We start from the raw sequence: 17,473 nt of genomic DNA, 5'->3' as shown, positions 1-17,473 counted from the left end.
TAAAGCCACCGATGGGTGGCTTTTTTGTTGAAGGTTGTTTGGACATCAGCGTAATGAAAAAAGAGTTTTTCCTCAATTTAACCCGCATTATTGAAGCGAATCCTAAAATCTATCTCAGTATTATTTTGGGGATTGCGGGATGTTTGATGCTTTTTGTAGCTGAAGCGGTACACATTCAAAAAATCATTGAACTGCTCAATACCAAAGATCAGGCGGTACTCCGTGCTGCAATTGAACCGATTGCCGATAAGTATTCATGGTCACGTTGGTTTTTGTTGATTTTAACATTGGTCTGGTCAGGCTACACCTATAACTCAACCAAGAAAAAACTGGGTTTAAAATCATAAAATGATGTGGACCTTAGGACTGCTTTTCCTTTCTGCTTTTGGAGCTGCGACACTGCTACCGTTACAGTCAGAGGCAGTCTTGGTGGGGGTGTTGACTCAGACGCAGTATCCAGTGTGGTTACTAGTGGCTGTCGCCAGTTTAGGCAATGTTCTAGGTAGTTGTGTCAATTGGTGGCTGGGTCTTAAAGTTGAGCAATACAAAAACAAAAAATGGTTTCCAGTCTCAGAGCAAAAGATGTTGCAGGCACAGGGCATTTATCAAAAATATGGTTTTTGGTCTTTATTGCTCAGTTGGGTGCCCATCATTGGTGATCCGATTACTCTGATTGCAGGATTGCTCAAAGAAAACTTTGTTCGTTTCTTATTGATGGTGAGCATTGCGAAAATAGGGCGTTATCTTTTTGTGTATTGGATGTTTAGTCAATTCTAATCGGTCTTCAAATGCTGTCATTGACCAACAGATTTTTAATGGTTTTTAGGTTTGTAATAAGTCAGGACACGAGCTATCGAAAACTCGTGTCCTTTTAGATTTTAGTGACAAGACTCAAGGTCAAATTCAATCACATCTTTAAATTTAGATTTTTTATAAAGCCAAAGCGTACTTGCGGTACGTTTAACACTGACTTTACTGTTGGCAACGGCGTGTAAAACCTGCTGATCAAGCTCATAAATGCCAGAGCCTTTAGTAATCTTGGGCTTTTTCACGTTGCCTTGTTTATCTGTTTTGAAGCTAAATTTAACTTGACGGTCATGACCATTTAACTGTGTTGAATCTAATCCAAGCATGGGTTGAGTTTGATATTGAAAAGGCACTTTTTGTTGCTGTTGTTGCGCAAGCCAGTTCTTAGAGTCAAAGGTGTAGTTACATGCTTCGGCGTCATCTGGCGTTAGTTTTAAATTAAAAACTTGATAACCAATGACGGCAGAAGCAGTATCATCTTCAACAAAAGGTTTTACTTTGGCTTGAAGCACAGCATTCACCAACTTTTCATCCAAAGCTTTGAGCCCAGTACTTTCCTGTACGGTGGCTTTGGTCACATCGCCTGTTTCATCTGCATAGATACGAATAATCGCTGCACGATTTTGCTGATTTAAATCGCTATTTTTATATTGGGGTTTGGGAAAATCGACCCATTGAATACGCGTGGTCAAATGTGCTGATTGAGCTGAACTTTTTTGAATGGTGAGTTCTAATGGTGGCTGAGCTGCATGGCTTAAATGAACGGGCAATGTTGATAATGCAAGCAATAAGAGTGGTTTCATATGATCAATTTCTTTTATAACGCATCCAGTGCGTATGACTTAAATAATGGTTGCGAGTATTTCCTGAATTGAAAAGACTCGCAAGTTATATTGTTAAATTAAAAACTATTTCTGCTCGGCTTGAGTAATGTCGACGCCAAATAAGTCTTTGGTTTTAGCCCAACTCAGTGCGACCACCAATAAGGTCATGCTGCCGCCAAAAACTGTTGCAATCACAGGACCTAAATATTTAGCTGCAAGACCTGACTCAAATGCCCCTAATTCATTACTACTCGATACAAACATACTGTTTACTGCCGCAACACGACCTCGCATATTCTCAGGAGGATAGATTTGTAAAATGGTCTGACGGATTACCACTGAAATACTGTCGCAAGCCCCTGTCATAGCCAGAGCAAACAAAGACAGCCATAAGTAGTTTGAGTAAGCAAACAAAAATGTAAATAGCCCAAAACCTGCAACAGCAAGTAGCATATTGCGCCAAGCATGTCGGGTGGGTGGAAAACGAGTCAGCGCAATCATGGTGATAAGCGCACCAATTGATGGTGCTGCACGTAAATAGCCTAATCCTTCTGGACCAATTTTTAAAATATCTTCAGCAAAGATCGGGAGTAAAGCAATCACACCACCGAACAGTACCGAGACTAAGTCGAGTGAGATGGCCCAGAGGACGATTTTAGTTTTAGCAATAAAGCGAAAGCCTTCACCTAGGCTTTGCAGCACATGTTCTGTTTCAATTTTAGGAAACGTGCGTTTACTTAAAAGATTGACGAGTAAAAAGCACAGACCAAGTAGCACTGCTACACTGATTAAACTGGTTTCACGACCTAAAAAAGCCAACATCAACCCACCCAGCATCGGGCCAATAATCACCCCACTTTGCCAACCAATGGTGGTCCATGTGGCGCCGTTGGCATAAATGTCTCGTGGAATTAAAAAGGGTTTGAGTGATGTTGCAGATGGATTATAGAAACCTCGAATCGTTCCTAGACCAAAGATCACGGCATAAACACCCCATGACAGGGTGGAGAGTTCAATTTGCTTTAAGCTATAAGCATGAAATAACCCCCATAAAACCAAGGGTAGTGGAATGGCACAGAATAAGCAGATTTTCATGATGGTTTGCTTATTAAAGCGATCGGCAAAATAGCCGCCCCATAAGGAGAGCGCAATAAAGGGGATTGCTTCTGCTAAACCAATTAAACCTAGAGTCAGTGGATCTTTAGTGAGGGTGTACAAGGAGTACGCCACAATAATTTCCTGAATTAAAATGGCAAGCGTCAGGCAAAATTGATTGAGTGTAACAATCGAGAAGTCTCGATAGCGGAGCGCAGCAAACGCATCCTGTTTGACGTTCATAAGGATACAATATTAGATGGATGAGGCATTATACGGCTTGGATGTGCGTGTGTTTATAAATTCATCGCTTAAAGCTTATCGGGAAATAGACTAAGCTTGCTTTTATTGTTGATTATTTGCTTTTGTTTTAGACAAAGTTCGATTAGAATATTCGCTCCCTTACCTGCAGGTCGTTTTGCAATGGTGCAAACGTTCCGAACAGGTGTTCAAAAGAGGTTGTTATGCCTAAGATGAAAACTCGCCGTGGTGCAGCTAAGCGTTTCAAAGCGACTGCAAACGGTTTCAAGCGTAAACAAGCGTTCAAACGCCACATTTTGACCAAAAAATCTGCTAAGCGTATTCGTCAATTACGCGGCTGTGTAATGGTTCACGTGAGTGACGTTGCTTCAGTTCGTCGTATGTGCCCATACATCTAAGGAGATTATAAATGGCTCGTGTAAAACGTGGTGTACAGGCTCATCGCCGTCATAAAAAAATTCTTGCTCGTGCTAAAGGTTACTACGGCGCTCGTTCACGCGTATATCGCGTAGCGTTCCAAGCAGTAATCAAAGCGGGTCAATACGCTTACCGTGACCGTCGTCAGAAAAAACGTCAATTCCGTGCTCTATGGATTGCGCGTATTAATGCTGGTGCTCGTCTAAATGGTTTATCGTACAGCCGTATGATCGCTGGCTTGAAAAAAGCTCAAGTGATTATCGACCGTCGCGTACTTGCTGACATCGCTATGCATGACGCAGTTGCATTTGCTGCTTTAGCTTCTAAAGCTAAAGATGCATTAGCTGCATAAGTCTTTAAGACTTAAAAAAAGACCGCTTTTTAGCGGTCTTTTTTATTGCCTATTCTTTTAATCCCATTGAGAGTTTTGATGTTTCAAAATTAGAGCGTTATAGGTATTCATCAAAAACTAAAAATATTCCATCAGGCGGGTGAGCGTTGGATATTATGATTATGTGATTTGAGCGGGATGCATCAAAGCAAATCATAGACTAGACATTAGCGTGTGATACAACCATGATGATGTATAGCGAAAAAGCTTGGATTGGAATTGGATACAACAATGAAAAGAATAAACGTAGTTGGTACATCAGCCACGGGCAAATCGACCTTTTCCAGAGCTTTGGCTGAGAAGCTAGGCTTGCATTATATTGAATTAGATAACTTATTTTGGTTGGATGATTGGCAGGAATGTCCAGATGAAGTATTTTTTGCCAAAATTGAGTCTGAAACACAAAACGCGACACAAGGTTATGTCATTGATGGTAACTATACCCGAGCCATTCCTGTGAAATGGGTGGAAATTGATACGGTTATTTGGTTGGACTTACCATTTCCAGTCAATCTGTATCGTTCTGTGAAACGTGCTGTTCAACGTGCATGGGCGCAACAAGATTTATGGGAAAACTCCAATAATCGTGAAAGCCTCTTGCGTATGTTTGGTCGGGATTCAATCATTTGGTGGATGGTGAAAACCCATGCTAAAAATAGAAAAAAATATTTAAACATGATGCAGATGCCCGAATATCAGCATATAAAGTGGATTCATTTAAAGACACCTAAACAGGTGAAAAACTTTTTAGATCAATTGGTGGTTGAGTAGAGTACAGCTTAAATTTATGAAACATGAAAAAATGAAGCCTTATATGTAAAACCATAGCTGAACTTTGGTTACATAAATCTGCTTTAATCTGAAATGTGATAGATGCCTAATAAATAAAAAGATTGATAAGACAAGGATCAGGATATGCTTGTAGAGATTACAGGGATGGGACAAGGCAGTATTGCTGTAGAGTTACAAATGGTTCCAAGGAAAGGGGAGTCGGTCAAAATTATGTATGGGCCTGATGCAGAGCTAGAAGGCAAGGTGGTTTCAGTCAATCATTATATTAATCAACATGCCGATGAACATAAAATACAAATTAAGATTCAGCCTTTTAATTATTTAATTACAGCATGATTTAGTGTGGTGAAATAAAAAAGCGCCCACGGATAAGTTTGGCGCTTTTTATATTAGCGAGGGTTATAACCCAAAGTAATAGCCCAATACACAAATTAAAAGTGTAATCACAATTAAAGCAAACACCCCAGTTTTTCCAGATTTATGCTGTGTTTCATGAGGTTTGGTTTCTATCGGACTTAATTTAGCTGCGGAATGATTGCGAGCATCAAGCGGTGTAGTTGTATTTTTGGGGCTTAGCTGTGCGGTTTGATAGTGATTGGCTACTTTTACGATGAACTTGGTCTTTAAATCATCAATCTTTTGCTCAAAATGACGTAGGTTCAATTGCTCATCTGGCGTGAGGACTTGGCCTTCTGCATTGTAAGGATGTTGAATCTTGGTCTGGATCAATGCTGATAGGGCATCTAAACGATACAGCGTTTGATGTGCATAATCAGCAGCGTAGTCTGTCGGTAAAAGAGAGAGATGGTGGGCTTCATCTATGGCATCTTGTTGTCCATAGTAAGGTAAGTCTACAGCATCAGGCTCGACCAAACCTTGCGCAAATGGCGCACTAAAGAGTTCTTGTTCGGTAAAGTTTTCGATTTCATCCCATTTCGGCGTTTGTAAATCCGCTTCAATGCGTTTGCTGAGTTTATGATTCAGTTCAAAACGCCATAAATTTTCGCTACGGATTGAGCTTTGTTGTGCTTTTGGAATTATAAAATCTTGTTCGGCGCTGTACCACTCAGCCAGTTCTTTACCGAAAATCCAAGCAGTTTTTTGCTGTGCTTGATGACTCACAATAATATGTGGTGTAGCAAGCAGTTCAATATTTGGATTGGGGTTCTTTTCATCTGCTAGCAATGTTGAACTATGTAGACTGAGTTGTTTGACCCCTTGTTTTTTTAAGGCTTCAAGCCATACTTGAAAATGCTGAGCCAGTAAATGTTGGCTATTCAGATCACGAAACTGAAAGCAATGTCGGTCAAAAATGGCGTGTTCTAACCAACGTTGGAAACTTAGGTTGTGACGCAAATATTCATTGCCATAAGTCACTAAAGTAAGTTGTTGTTGCCAAATAGGATCAAGCGACATCGTTTGTTGTTCTCTTCTGTGATGGCCCTATCTTAACCTGATTATAAAACCATGTACTAAACAAATTTTCCTGATCGTAGAGCTTCATCAACACGCTTAAAAACTGATAGAATATGGGGTTTTATTAATTTTATAAATTGTTGCTTTGAGAGTTACTATGTCACTGGAAGCCCTGACCACTGAAGCGCTCGCTGCGATTGCAGCAGCAGAGGACCTTGCTACACTCGATCAAGTACGAGTGCAGTTTACGGGTAAGAAAAGCCAGCTCGCTGAGCAATCGAAAGCTTTAGGTAAAATGGACCCTGAAGAGCGTAAAGTTTTTGGTGCGCAAATTCATGCAGTCCGCGAAGCGATTACCAGTGCTTTAACTGAACGCCAAACACAATTACAACAAGCTGCGTTGGCGCAGAAACTCGCAAGTGAAACGGTTGATATTACTCTACCAGGTCGTGGTCAAACGATTGGGAGTATTCACCCGGTCACTCAAGTGCAAGAGCGTATTTGTCAGTTCTTTACCAAAGCAGGTTTTGTGATTGAAACTGGTCCTGAAGTTGAAGATGACTATCACAACTTTGAAGCTTTAAATATTCCAGGGCATCACCCTGCACGTGCAATGCACGACACTTTCTATTTTGATGCGACCCATTTGCTACGTACCCATACTTCGGGTGTGCAGATTCGTACTATGGAAACCCAGCAACCCCCGATTCGTATTGTTTGTCCGGGCCGTGTATATCGCTGTGACTCTGACCAAACGCATTCGCCAATGTTTCATCAAATTGAAGGTTTGTATGTCGCTGAAAATACCAGCTTTGCAGAACTGAAAGGTTTGTTGGTCAATCTATTAAACGAATTCTTTGAAAAAGACTTAAAAGTACGTTTCCGTCCATCTTATTTCCCATTCACAGAGCCAAGTGCTGAAGTGGACATTATGGACGAGCGTGGTAAATGGTTAGAAGTACTCGGTTGTGGCATGGTGCATCCGAATGTATTGCAAGCTGCGGGTATTGATCCTGAAAAATACAAAGGCTTTGCTTTTGGTCTAGGTGTGGAACGTTTTGCGATGCTTCGTTATGGCATCAATGACTTACGTATGTTCTACCAAAACGATGTGCGTTTCTTACGCCAATTTGCTTAATGGTTTAAATACAAATTTAACAATTTAAAGGTTTATAGAAATCCCCCCTAAATCCCCCTTTAAGAAAGGGGGACTTCCACAGTCAAAAATAGAGTACGTGGTTTTCCCCTCTTTTATACAGAAGGGGTTAGGGGGAGATTAAGGAAATTGAATTTATGAAAATTAGCGAAAATTGGTTGCGTACATGGGTGAACCCAGCCGTTGATAGCAATACGTTATCTGACCAACTAACCATGTTGGGCTTAGAAGTCGATGACTTATCGCCTGCGGCAAAACCGTTCACTGGCGTAGTGGTTGGCGAGGTGTTGACCGTAGAACAACATCCTGATGCAGACCGTTTACGTGTAACAACCGTCAATATTGGTTCAGGTGAACCATTGCAAATTGTGTGTGGCGCGCCAAACGTGCGGGTTGGTATGAAGGCCCCTGTGGCAACCATTGGTGCGGTGCTTCCAGGTGATTTCAAAATCAAAAAAGGCAAACTTCGTGGCATTGAATCACAAGGTATGCTGTGTGGTGCGTCTGAAATTGATTTAGAAGATAAAATTGATGGTCTTTTAGAATTGCCTACAGATGCACCTGTCGGTGTGGATGTTCGTGAGTATTTACAGCTTGATGATCATGTGATTGATATCAGCATCACGCCAAACCGTGGTGACTGTTTCAGTATTCGTGGTATTGCTCGTGAAATTGGGGTGATTAATCAACTGACCGTGACTGCACCTGAAATTAATGCTGTAGCTGCAACTATTGCCGATGAGAAAAAAGTTGTGGTGAGCACTGAAGGTTGCCCGCGCTATTTAGGTCGTGTGATTAAAAATGTGAATACCAAAGCAGTAACCCCAGAATGGATGGAACGTGCTTTGGTTCGCTCAGGGATTCGTCAGCACAGTATTTTGGTTGATATTACCAACTATGTACTGATGGAGTTGGGTCAACCGTTACATGCTTTTGATGCGGCAAAAATTCAAGGTTCGGTTCAAGTTCGTCAAGCGAATGCAACTGAAAAATTTGTTCTACTGAATGAACAAGAAGTTGAGCTCAATGAAAAAGTCATGGTGATTGCGGATGATGAAAAAGCATTGGCGATTGCAGGCATCATGGGTGGCTTGTCTTCATCTGTTAGTGATGAAACTCAAGACATTTTCTTAGAGTCTGCATTCTTTGCTCCATTAGCTATTGCGGGCCGTGCGCGTAGTTTTGGTTTACATACGGATGCGTCGCAGCGTTATGAGCGTGGTGTCGATTTTGAACTGCCAATGCTAGCGATGCATCGTGCATCACAATTGATTGCAGAATTGGCGGGTGGTGAGTTCGGTCCGATTACGACTGTAGAACAAACGGCAGTTTTACCGAAGCGTGAAGCGATTGAGCTGGAACAAGCGCAAGTGGATCAATTGCTTGGTTATCGCGTAGATGCTGGATTTATTGCGGATGCATTGACCCGTTTAGGTTGTGCTGTGACGGTTAAAGCAGAAGGTCAGTGGTCAGTGGTTCCGCCTTCACACCGTTATGATATGGCGATCTACCAAGACCTGATTGAAGAAGTTGCGCGTATTCATGGTTATGACAATATTCAAATCAGTTTGCCAAAAATTGAAGCGCAATTGGCTCAATATCAAGACCAATTTGAAGTGGCTCAGCTTCGTCAAACCCTCGTGACTTTGGGTTATCAAGAAGCAATTAGCTTTAGCTTTGCAGACTTAAAGCTTGAGAAGCAACTCAATGCGGCTGTGAATCCTTTAGCTTTGGCTAACCCGATTTCAAGCGATTTAGCAGTAATGCGTTCAACACTGCTTTCTAGTTTGATTCCGTGTGTGCAATATAACGTAAACCGCCAACAAAGTCGTGTGCGTTTCTTTGAACTCGGCTTACGTTTCGACTATCAAGATGCTGAATCTATTCATGATTTGAAACAAATTCCTACCCTTGCAGTGATTGCAACAGGTGCAAAAACGTCAGAAACTTGGCATGCTAAACCTCAAGCTATGGATTTCTTTGATTTCAAAGGCGAAATTGAAGAAGTATTGGCAGCAGGTCGTGTGCAGGTTGAATATGTTCGCTCTGAACGTAGTTGGTTGCATCCGGGTCAGTCTGCTGAGGTTTTAGTCCATGGTCAATCTATTGGTTACTTTGGTCGATTACATCCATCTTTAGAAGATGCACTGGATTTGAGCATAACTTGGGTGGCTGAACTTGATCAATCGGCTGTTTTGCAAACTTGTGTATCTAATTTTACAGAATTATCACGTTTTCCGTCGGTTAGACGTGATATTGCGCTTTTAATTAGTGATAAGATAAATGTAAGTGAAATTCAGCAACTTATCGAAAAAACAGGTGGTGAGCTTTTAGACTCGACTTGGTTGTTCGATGTGTACACTGGGCAAGGCGTTGAAGAAGGTAAGCGTTCATTGGCATTTGCACTTCTTTGGCAGCACCCATCGCGCACGCTTGAAGATGCTGAAATTAAATCCGGTATGGATCATATTTTACACGTGTTGGAAAACACTTATCAGGCGACATTGAGGGCTTCATGACAGCATTAACAAAAGCGGAAATGGCTGACCATCTAAGTGAGCTCACGAGTTTAAACCGTCGTGAAGCTAAACAAATGGTCGAGTTGTTTTTTGATGAGATTAGCCAAGCGCTAATCTCTGGTGAGCAAGTTAAACTTTCTGGTTTCGGTAACTTTGAGTTGCGTGATAAACGTCAACGTCCAGGTCGTAACCCGAAAACGGGTGAAGAAATTCCGATTTCTGCACGCCGTGTAGTGACCTTCCGCGCAGGGCAGAAATTCCGCCAGCGTGTGGGAAATGAGCAGATCGATTGATCTGCTTTTTTTTGCTTCAGGTGTAGGTTTAAGCTGACTTGCTACTGATAATGGGTAGCAAAGTCTTAAACTAAATTTTCAGCATAAAAAAAGAGAGCCAAGGGCTCTCTTTTTTACTGACTAATCGAAAGTGATTAGTGAGCTTTAGCTTCAGATGCAGCAGTAGCAGCAACGTCAGAAGCAGCAGCAGTAGCGTCAGAAGCAGCAGCAGTAGCTTCAGAAGCAGCAGCAGCAGCGTCTACAGCAACTTCAGAAGCAGCTTGAACAGCTTCAGATGCAGCAGCAGCAGCAGCAGCAGGAGCTTCTTCTTTCTTAGCACAGCCAACGAAAGCTAAAGTAGTAGCAACTGCAGCAGCAATAGCGATTTTTTTGAATAACATGGCATCACTCTCTAAAATATGAGATTAAAAAAAACCGACGTTAGTCTGTTGTATGCTTTTATTGTTCCTAATTTTGTTAGGGACTAACAACGCAGGAGCAGTCTAACTGGTCTGCAAATATGCTATCACTGCGCATTTTGAATTGCTACTAGCTAAGGTGAAAAAATTGATAAAAATGGTCTAAAAACAGTGATTTTTTAACAGAAAATAACAATTAATAGCAGGGTTTATATTGGATAAATGCCGAATAAACATCTAAAAAGATGGAGCTTTTTTATTTCAAATTTTTGTTTATCAAAAACTTGCAAATAAGTTTACATACCGTGCTTTGAAATGTTTCATTGTGTAAGTGGTGTCAACCAAATAAAAAGGCTGTCCTAGAGACAGCCTTTTTATAAGATTAGTCAGATTAGCTGGTTGCTTTACGTTTCATTTGGTCAAAGAAATCATCATTGGTTTTAGTTTCTTTCATACGATCAAGTAGGAACTCCATTGCTGCGAGTTCATCTTGGGTATGAAGTAACTTACGTAAAATCCAGACCTTACGAAGGTTATCTTCAGACATTAAGCGTTCTTCACGACGTGTACCTGATTTTTTGATGTTCATCGCAGGGAAGACACGTTTTTCAGCAATACGGCGGTCTAGCGTAATTTCTTGGTTACCAGTACCTTTGAATTCTTCGTAGATCACTTCATCCATTTTACTGCCTGTTTCAATCAAGGCTGTAGAAATGATGGTCAGTGAACCACCTTCTTCAATATTACGTGCTGCACCGAAGAAACGCTTAGGGCGCTCAAGTGCATGTGCATCGACACCACCAGTTAAAACTTTACCTGATGAAGGCACAACGGTGTTGTATGCACGTGCTAAACGGGTAATGGAGTCGAGAAGAATCACAACGTCTTTTTTGTGTTCAACCAAACGTTTGGCTTTTTCAATCACCATTTCAGCCACTTGAACGTGACGAGCAGGAGATTCATCAAACGTTGACGCAATCACTTCGCCACGAACTGTACGTTCCATTTCTGTTACTTCTTCAGGACGTTCATCAATCAGAAGAACGATGAGGAAGCACTCTGGGTTATTACGTACAATCGACTGGGCGATGTTTTGTAATAACATAGTTTTACCCGCTTTTGGCGGCGCAACGATAATTGAACGTTGACCTTTACCAATGGGTGCAACTAAGTCGACTACACGTGCAGTTAAATCTTCAGTGGTGCCGTTACCAAGTTCCATCACCAACTGTTCAGTCGGGAATAATGGCGTTAGGTTTTCAAATAAAATCTTATTACGAGAGTTTTCAGGGGTGTCGTAGTTAATTTGATTCACTTTTAACAGTGCAAAATAACGTTCGCCTTCTTTTGGTGGGCGAATCGTTCCCGTAATGGTGTCACCAGTACGGAGATTAAAACGACGAATTTGAGATGGGCTAACATAAATGTCGTCTGGACCTGCAAGGTAAGAACCTGCTGCAGAGCGTAAGAAGCCGAAGCCATCTGACAGAATTTCCAAAACGCCATCACCAAAGATCTCTTCGCCATTCATCGCATGGCGCTTTAAGATGGCAAAAATAATGTCTTGCTTACGGTTACGAGCCATTCCTTCAAGGCCCATAAATTCAGCAATTTTGATGAGTTCGCCAATCGGTTTTTTCTTGAGTTCGGTTAAATTCATAGGAGGTCAGATAAGAATCAAAAATTCTAGGATACAGGATGAAAAGGAAGCAACATTTAGCCGCGGACATGCAATGAAGTAACGCAATTGTATTTGCACAATAACAATTCAGAGGACTGATTCATTGTTTGAAGAGAAGCGTGTCAAAACAATTTGTATTGCCGAGCGGCGATCTTATGTGTTGTGTCTTTTAAGAAAATGACAGGATTGGATAATCCTTTATCTCTTGAGCAAGCAATATAAGAGAGAAAGTCAAACTTGTCAATTTATAGCCGAAAAAAATACGCTGTTGTTTAAACAGCGTATTTCATGATGTGCTCTAAATCGAGGTTTAAATGTTTTCGTCGATGAAAGCAGTTAGTTTCGATTTTGGTGCAGCGCCCACTTGTTGAGCCACAACTTCACCATTTTTAAACATCAATAGTGCAGGAATGTTACGGATGTTGTAGTTCACAGCCGTTTGTTCACAAGCAGTTACGTCAACTTTAACGATTTTCACTTTACCTTCGTATTCGTTCGCCAATACTTCTAATACAGGTGCAATCGCTTTACATGGCGCACACCAGCCTGCCCAGAAGTCAACAAGCACAGGAACGTCTGATTGAAGTACATCAGCGTCGAAGTTAGTATCAGTTGTATTTACGATATTGCCAGACATGGATAGCTCCAGTTTCAATTTTTGGATAGTTTTATGGCTAATAGTATGTCATAGCCTGCTATCACTGAGTAGATGGATTACTAAATTTTCAACCTTTAGTTTGAATTTGTCTAATTGGAGCTCTCAATGTTACTGATCGTGTAACACAATTGTCATATATGCTGAAATTTTAAAAGCTCGTCAATTTCTGACCATAAATGGCTTTTAAATTGCATGGAGGTGAATTAATCTAAGCACAATTCTGTATAGGTTTATATTAAATCATGTCTGATTTTTTGATTGATGAAGAGTTACTTGCTGCCATCGATATGGGGTCGAACAGTTTCCACTTGGCAATTGCACGTGTGGATCATGGCGAAGTGAAAAAAGTTGCGTCAATGTCAGAAAAGGTACAGTTAGCTGCGGGTTTAGATGAAAATAAAAATTTAACAGAAGCTGCACAGCAGCGTGGTTTGGCCTGTTTATCCCGCTTTGTTGGTCGTTTAAGTTCAGTTCAACCAAACCGTTTAAGAATTGTGGCGACCAACGCGCTGCGTCAAGCTAAAAATGGTCATGAGTTTATTCAAAAAGCGGCAGAAATTTTACCTAAACATATTGAAATTATTGCTGGCCGTGAAGAAGCACGTTTGATTTATTTGGGCGTATCCCACACCATGGAGAACAGTGGACGTCGCCTTGTGATTGATATCGGCGGTGGTTCAACTGAGCTGATTATTGGTGAAGAATTTGAGCCGATTCATACCGAATCTTTACAAATGGGCTGTGTGGCGTTTACCAAAGCCTTCTTTGTCGATGGTGAAATAAACCAAAAAAGTTTTGATAAAGCCGTGGTCGCAGCACGTAAGGAGCTGTCAGGGATTGCCAATACCTATAAAGAAGCGGGTTGGGATACGGTGGTCGGTTCGAGTGGAACCATCAAAGCGTGTCGTCAAATTACCGTAAATATGGGCTGGAGTAATGAAAAAGAAGAACTGACCCGTGACGGTTTAGATAAGCTTAAAGAAAAATTGCTCAAATATAAACACGTCTCTGAGATGGAGTTTGATGGTTTAAAAGAAGACCGTCGAGCAGTTTTGCCAGCCGGGATTGCTATTCTTTACGCCATTTTTGATGTACTTGAACTAGATAAGTTGGTGTATTCAGATGGTGCCCTGCGCGAAGGGGTCATGTACGACTTACTGGGGCGTTTTCAACATGAAGATATCCGAGATCGTTCTGTACAAGCGTTGATGGGCCGTTATAACGCCGATCCAAAACAAGCGGAACGAGTTGTGAACATGGCTCAACATTTGTTTGATGGTGTGGCAGAGTCACTAAAATTAACTACAGAAGACAGTGATTTACTGCGTCGTGCAGCTTATCTGCATGAAATTGGTTTGGCGATTAGCCATGCTGGCTACCATCGTCATGGTGCATATTTATTGCAACATTCGGACATTGCGGGCTTCTCACAAATTGATCAAAACCATTTGTCACATTTGGTAGCGCATCATCGCCGTAAGCTGCGCAGTGACGCGCGTGTCGATGTGATGAAAGTCGGCGGCAACAAATTAGTCTATCTGTGTTTGCTACTTCGCCTTGCTGTTTTACTCAATCATAGTCGTAGCGATCAGATGCTTCCTGCCATTGAATTAACAGTAGGCAATGCGCAACAATGGCAACTGAGTGTTTCTGGTAATGCCGCGCAATGGCCTTTGCTGGTTGCAGACTTGCATGATGAGCAGGCGCAATTTAAGCATTGGGATGTTGAGCTGGATATCCAATCAGAACAATTTGTCGATGAATAAATTGGTCAATTAGGGATTTATGGTTGAGCTATGAAGAATAAAGCTGCGCAATCCAAAGCATGGACGACGGTTCAAATTGCACGTCATCCTGAGCGTCCGCAATTTTTAGATTATGTGAGTGAAATTTTTACCGAATTTGATGCTTTGCATGGTGATCGCTTATTTGGTGATGATGGTGCAATGATCGGTGGATTAGCTCGCTTTGATGGTCAGCCAGTCATGATTGTGGGTCAACACCGTGGTCGTAGTACGCGTGAAAAGTTACAACATAACTTTGGTATGAGTAACCCAGAAGGTTACCGTAAATCACAACGTTTACTCGATATGGCTGAACGTTTTAATCTACCCGTCTTTACCTTTATTGACACCATGGGTGCATATCCAGGTGTGGGTGCAGAAGAACGTGGTCAGGCTGAAGCAATTGCAACGTCTTTGGCACAACTTTCAAGCTTGAAAGTGCCTGTGATTGCAACTGTCCTTGGTGAAGGTGGTTCAGGCGGCGCACTGGGCATTGGCGTGGCTGACCGTGTGGTGATGTTGTCCCATAGTATTTATTCGGTCATTTCACCTGAAGGCTGTGCATCTATTTTATGGAAAACAGCTGAAAAAGCAGAGCAAGCTAGTGAAGCTTTGGCATTGACTGCTGAAAAATTACAGAAAATGGGTGTTGTTGAATATGTGGTCGATGAAGGTGAAGGTGCTCACCTCCACCCAGAACAGGTCATGCATGCTTTAAAAACTGTTTTAAAAGATGCTTTGGCTGAGTTGCAACCGATGGATGCGAATGAACGATGCGAAGCACGTTACCAACGTTTAATGAAGTTTGGCAGCGACAATTTAGGACTAGCGTCTTAACCGAGTTTCAGGATACACCTGAACAGCCTCATTTTTTAATCGGATGTAGTGGTGGCATGGATTCCATGTTACTACTCCATTTGATGTCTCATTTATTTCCCAAGCGCACTCGCGCCATTTATATTGATCATCAATTGCAGGATGTCAGTCCACAGTGGGGCAGCTTTGTTCAAGAACAGTGCTATGTCTTGGATGTTCCATGTGTGATTCAAGCGGTGGATGTTGATACAGGCAATGTAGAAAGCCAAGCCCGCAGTGCACGTTATGCTGCCTTTCAGAAGCATCTTCTTGCCAATGAAATTTTAGTTCTCGCGCATCATCAACAAGATCAGGCCGAAACTATCTTACTCCGATTACTCTCTGGTGCAGGGATTCATGGACTTGCCGCCATGCAGAGCCTCGACATACGAGAGCAATTTACAATTTGGCGCCCGCTATTGGCTTTGTCCAGACAGCAAATTGAGCTGTGGGCTGCTGATATGCAACTGAGAAATATTCAAGACCAAACCAATTTTGATACCAGTTATGATCGGGCATGGTGTCGAGCCGAATTATGGCCAACCTTAGAACAACGCTTTCCGAAAATGCAGCAAGCTTTGGCACGTACCAGTTATTTGATGCAAGATGCTGAATCCATTTTGACCGATGTGTTGGCGCAAGACTGGGCCAGTTGTGGAGATGCTTCAGTTTTAAATTTAACTTCATTTCGTCAGTTATCAGCACCGAGACAGCGACAGCTGTTGTCTGCTTGGATGAAAGGTGAGGACTTATATCGTCCTGCTTTTGATATGGTACAACGCCTATTTGATGAGGTGATTGAATCCAAAGTCGATGCTCAGGCCGCTTTGCATTGGAATCAATACTATTATGTGCGTTATCAACAGCAACTCTTTCGAGTCCATAAGACCGAGTATTTGGCGGAGCAATCTCAGACACTTGAACCAATTGAACAGCATTTTAGCCTACATCAAAGCTATAATCTGGCATCTGGGCAATATCAGATTGAAACACAAAAATATGGGCTGTCTGCTAAATTATTAGAGCAGCCTTTACAAATAAAACCACGTTTAGGCGGGGAAAAATTACATTTACATGGGCGTGTTGGGGCTTGGCCATTGAAAAAAGCCATTCAAAGTGCACAAATTTTTCCATGGCAACGTCACACAATACAAATATTAAGCATAGATAATGTTATGCTTGGTGTTTTTACGCCTAAAGGATTTTGGTTGATCGAGTCAGCTTATTGTGAAGCGGGTGGATGGCAACCAAATTTAATTGCTTAGTTAAAAAATTCGAGATAGAGAAATAATCATGAGCGCAGTGCTGAATCGTAATATTTGTTTTATCGGCGGTGGTAACATGGCTCAAGCCCTCATTGGTGGCTTGATTTCACGTGGTTTACCTTCAACTCGCATTACGGTTTCTGATCCTGTTGAACAAGTTCGTCATTTATTGGCTGAAAAAGACTTGGTGGTGACTGAGGATAACGCATCTGCTATTCGTGAAGCCGATGTCGTGGTCTTAGCGGTTAAACCTCAAGTTTTAGCCCATGTTTTAAAACCATTAAACGGTTTATTTGACGGTAAGTTGATTATTTCGATTGTTGCAGGTGCTGAAATTGCCACGATTGCTGCACTCGCTGGCAGTGATCGTATTGTGCGTGTAATGCCAAATACGCCTGCTTTAGTACAAACAGGTGCGCATGGTTTATATGCCACTGAGGCTGTAGATAAAGAAGACCGTGATTTGGCGGGCCAAGTACTTGCTGCGACTGGCTTAACTTTATGGGTAGGTGAGGAAGCGCAGATTGATGCGGTGACTGCGGTCTCTGGTTCAGGTCCTGCTTATTTTTTCTATATGATGGAAAGCATGATCCGTGCAGGTAAAAACCTCGGCCTAGATGAAAAAGTGGCAACGGCATTGACGTTGCAAACTGCATTGGGTGCGGCGCAAATGGCAATTACCAGCTCAAATACACCAGCTGAATTGCGTAAAAATGTCACTTCACCGAATGGTACAACCCAAGCGGCACTTGAAGTGTTTGATCGTGCACAAATTTCACAAAATATCCAAGCTGCATTGGCTGCTGCTCAAAAACGCAGTCAGGAACTTGCTCAAGAGCTAAGTGAAAGTAGCAAATAATC

The 17,473-nt window shown here is 41.9% G+C and carries 19 protein-coding genes; 13 read left to right on the top strand and 6 right to left on the bottom strand.

The window, feature by feature from the left end:
- Positions 1 to 53: 53 nt before the first annotated feature.
- Together ACZ8ZH_RS14635 and ACZ8ZH_RS14630 are read left to right on the top strand one after the other, a co-directional pair.
- Complete coding sequence (locus ACZ8ZH_RS14635; protein ID WP_119064938.1) at positions 54 to 347, top strand: hypothetical protein; 294 nt, start codon at positions 54 to 56, stop codon at positions 345 to 347.
- Position 348: 1 nt separating this feature from the next.
- A complete protein-coding gene (locus ACZ8ZH_RS14630; protein WP_119064920.1) occupies positions 349 to 777 on the top strand; it encodes a YqaA family protein in 429 nt (142 codons plus the stop codon).
- A gap of 101 nt (positions 778 to 878) precedes the next feature.
- Here ACZ8ZH_RS14630 and ACZ8ZH_RS14625 read toward each other — a convergent pair whose 3' ends face one another.
- Positions 879 to 1,610, bottom strand: coding sequence for a TonB family protein (locus ACZ8ZH_RS14625; RefSeq protein WP_119064922.1), 732 nt, complete (start codon positions 1,608 to 1,610; stop codon positions 879 to 881).
- Between the two features lie 105 nt (positions 1,611 to 1,715).
- Positions 1,716 to 2,969, bottom strand: coding sequence for an MFS transporter (locus tag ACZ8ZH_RS14620; RefSeq protein ID WP_119064924.1), 1,254 nt, complete (start codon positions 2,967 to 2,969; stop codon positions 1,716 to 1,718).
- A gap of 221 nt (positions 2,970 to 3,190) precedes the next feature.
- Here ACZ8ZH_RS14620 and rpmI point away from each other — a divergent pair, with 221 nt between their 5' ends.
- The 4 genes from rpmI to ACZ8ZH_RS14600 all read left to right on the top strand — a co-directional run bounded on the left by rpmI (position 3,191) and on the right by ACZ8ZH_RS14600 (position 4,923).
- Positions 3,191 to 3,385: a 50S ribosomal protein L35 gene (rpmI, locus tag ACZ8ZH_RS14615; RefSeq protein WP_004278281.1), complete on the top strand. Its 195-nt coding sequence runs from the start codon at positions 3,191 to 3,193 to the stop codon at positions 3,383 to 3,385.
- A gap of 11 nt (positions 3,386 to 3,396) precedes the next feature.
- Entirely contained in the window at positions 3,397 to 3,756 is a 360-nt protein-coding gene (gene rplT / locus ACZ8ZH_RS14610; RefSeq protein ID WP_004692276.1) for a 50S ribosomal protein L20, read from the top strand.
- A 270-nt stretch (positions 3,757 to 4,026) separates the two neighbouring features.
- Positions 4,027 to 4,566 carry a P-loop NTPase family protein gene (locus tag ACZ8ZH_RS14605; RefSeq protein WP_119064925.1) on the top strand — a complete coding sequence of 180 codons (540 nt, stop codon included), beginning with the start codon at positions 4,027 to 4,029 and terminating at the stop codon, positions 4,564 to 4,566.
- A 144-nt stretch (positions 4,567 to 4,710) separates the two neighbouring features.
- The gene (locus ACZ8ZH_RS14600) at positions 4,711 to 4,923 is read left to right on the top strand and encodes a KOW motif-containing protein (protein ID WP_119064926.1); all 213 of its coding nucleotides are present in this window, start codon (positions 4,711 to 4,713) and stop codon (positions 4,921 to 4,923) included.
- A gap of 63 nt (positions 4,924 to 4,986) precedes the next feature.
- On the opposite strand, the gene ACZ8ZH_RS14595 is transcribed toward ACZ8ZH_RS14600, so the two are convergent.
- On the bottom strand, positions 4,987 to 6,003 hold the full coding sequence (locus tag ACZ8ZH_RS14595; protein WP_119064927.1) for a hypothetical protein: 1,017 nt from the start codon (positions 6,001 to 6,003) through the stop codon (positions 4,987 to 4,989).
- A 157-nt stretch (positions 6,004 to 6,160) separates the two neighbouring features.
- On the opposite strand from ACZ8ZH_RS14595, the gene pheS reads away from it, so the two are divergent.
- From pheS to ACZ8ZH_RS14580, 3 genes are all read left to right on the top strand, one after another.
- Positions 6,161 to 7,141, top strand: a complete 981-nt coding sequence (gene pheS, locus ACZ8ZH_RS14590; RefSeq protein WP_086209835.1) for a phenylalanine--tRNA ligase subunit alpha — start codon at positions 6,161 to 6,163, stop codon at positions 7,139 to 7,141.
- 155 nt (positions 7,142 to 7,296) lie between these two features.
- Complete coding sequence (gene pheT, locus ACZ8ZH_RS14585; RefSeq protein ID WP_470247766.1) at positions 7,297 to 9,678, top strand: phenylalanine--tRNA ligase subunit beta; 2,382 nt, start codon at positions 7,297 to 7,299, stop codon at positions 9,676 to 9,678.
- Positions 9,675 to 9,971: an integration host factor subunit alpha gene (locus ACZ8ZH_RS14580; protein ID WP_004649746.1), complete on the top strand. Its 297-nt coding sequence runs from the start codon at positions 9,675 to 9,677 to the stop codon at positions 9,969 to 9,971. The genes pheT and ACZ8ZH_RS14580 overlap by 4 nt, the downstream gene beginning before the upstream one ends.
- Before the next feature lie 134 nt (positions 9,972 to 10,105).
- Here the strand turns inward: ACZ8ZH_RS14580 and ACZ8ZH_RS14575 are convergent, their stop codons facing one another.
- From ACZ8ZH_RS14575 to trxA, 3 genes are all read right to left on the bottom strand, one after another.
- A complete protein-coding gene (locus ACZ8ZH_RS14575) occupies positions 10,106 to 10,351 on the bottom strand; it encodes a hypothetical protein (RefSeq protein ID WP_470247765.1) in 246 nt (81 codons plus the stop codon).
- 409 nt (positions 10,352 to 10,760) lie between these two features.
- Entirely contained in the window at positions 10,761 to 12,029 is a 1,269-nt protein-coding gene (gene rho / locus ACZ8ZH_RS14570) for a transcription termination factor Rho (RefSeq protein WP_004692266.1), read from the bottom strand.
- Between the two features lie 331 nt (positions 12,030 to 12,360).
- Complete coding sequence (gene trxA, locus ACZ8ZH_RS14565) at positions 12,361 to 12,687, bottom strand: thioredoxin (RefSeq protein WP_086209832.1); 327 nt, start codon at positions 12,685 to 12,687, stop codon at positions 12,361 to 12,363.
- A 263-nt stretch (positions 12,688 to 12,950) separates the two neighbouring features.
- Here trxA and ppx point away from each other — a divergent pair, with 263 nt between their 5' ends.
- From ppx to proC, 4 genes are read left to right on the top strand one after another with little or no spacing between them, the layout of a single operon-like run.
- Positions 12,951 to 14,474 (top strand): exopolyphosphatase, encoded by a 1,524-nt coding sequence (gene ppx / locus ACZ8ZH_RS14560; protein WP_086209831.1) that lies wholly within the window; start codon positions 12,951 to 12,953, stop codon positions 14,472 to 14,474.
- 30 nt (positions 14,475 to 14,504) lie between these two features.
- Positions 14,505 to 15,329 (top strand): acetyl-CoA carboxylase carboxyltransferase subunit alpha, encoded by an 825-nt coding sequence (locus tag ACZ8ZH_RS14555; RefSeq protein ID WP_086209830.1) that lies wholly within the window; start codon positions 14,505 to 14,507, stop codon positions 15,327 to 15,329.
- Positions 15,266 to 16,612 (top strand): tRNA lysidine(34) synthetase TilS, encoded by a 1,347-nt coding sequence (gene tilS, locus ACZ8ZH_RS14550; RefSeq protein ID WP_119064929.1) that lies wholly within the window; start codon positions 15,266 to 15,268, stop codon positions 16,610 to 16,612. The genes ACZ8ZH_RS14555 and tilS overlap by 64 nt, the downstream gene beginning before the upstream one ends.
- Positions 16,613 to 16,640: 28 nt before the next feature.
- Positions 16,641 to 17,471, top strand: coding sequence for a pyrroline-5-carboxylate reductase (proC, locus tag ACZ8ZH_RS14545; protein ID WP_119064930.1), 831 nt, complete (start codon positions 16,641 to 16,643; stop codon positions 17,469 to 17,471).
- Positions 17,472 to 17,473: the final 2 nt, after the last annotated feature.

It is taken from the genome of Acinetobacter sp. SW-226, assembly GCF_055632855.1.
Note: the sequence above shows the minus strand (reverse complement) of the source record. Positions and strands in the feature narration are given on the sequence as shown.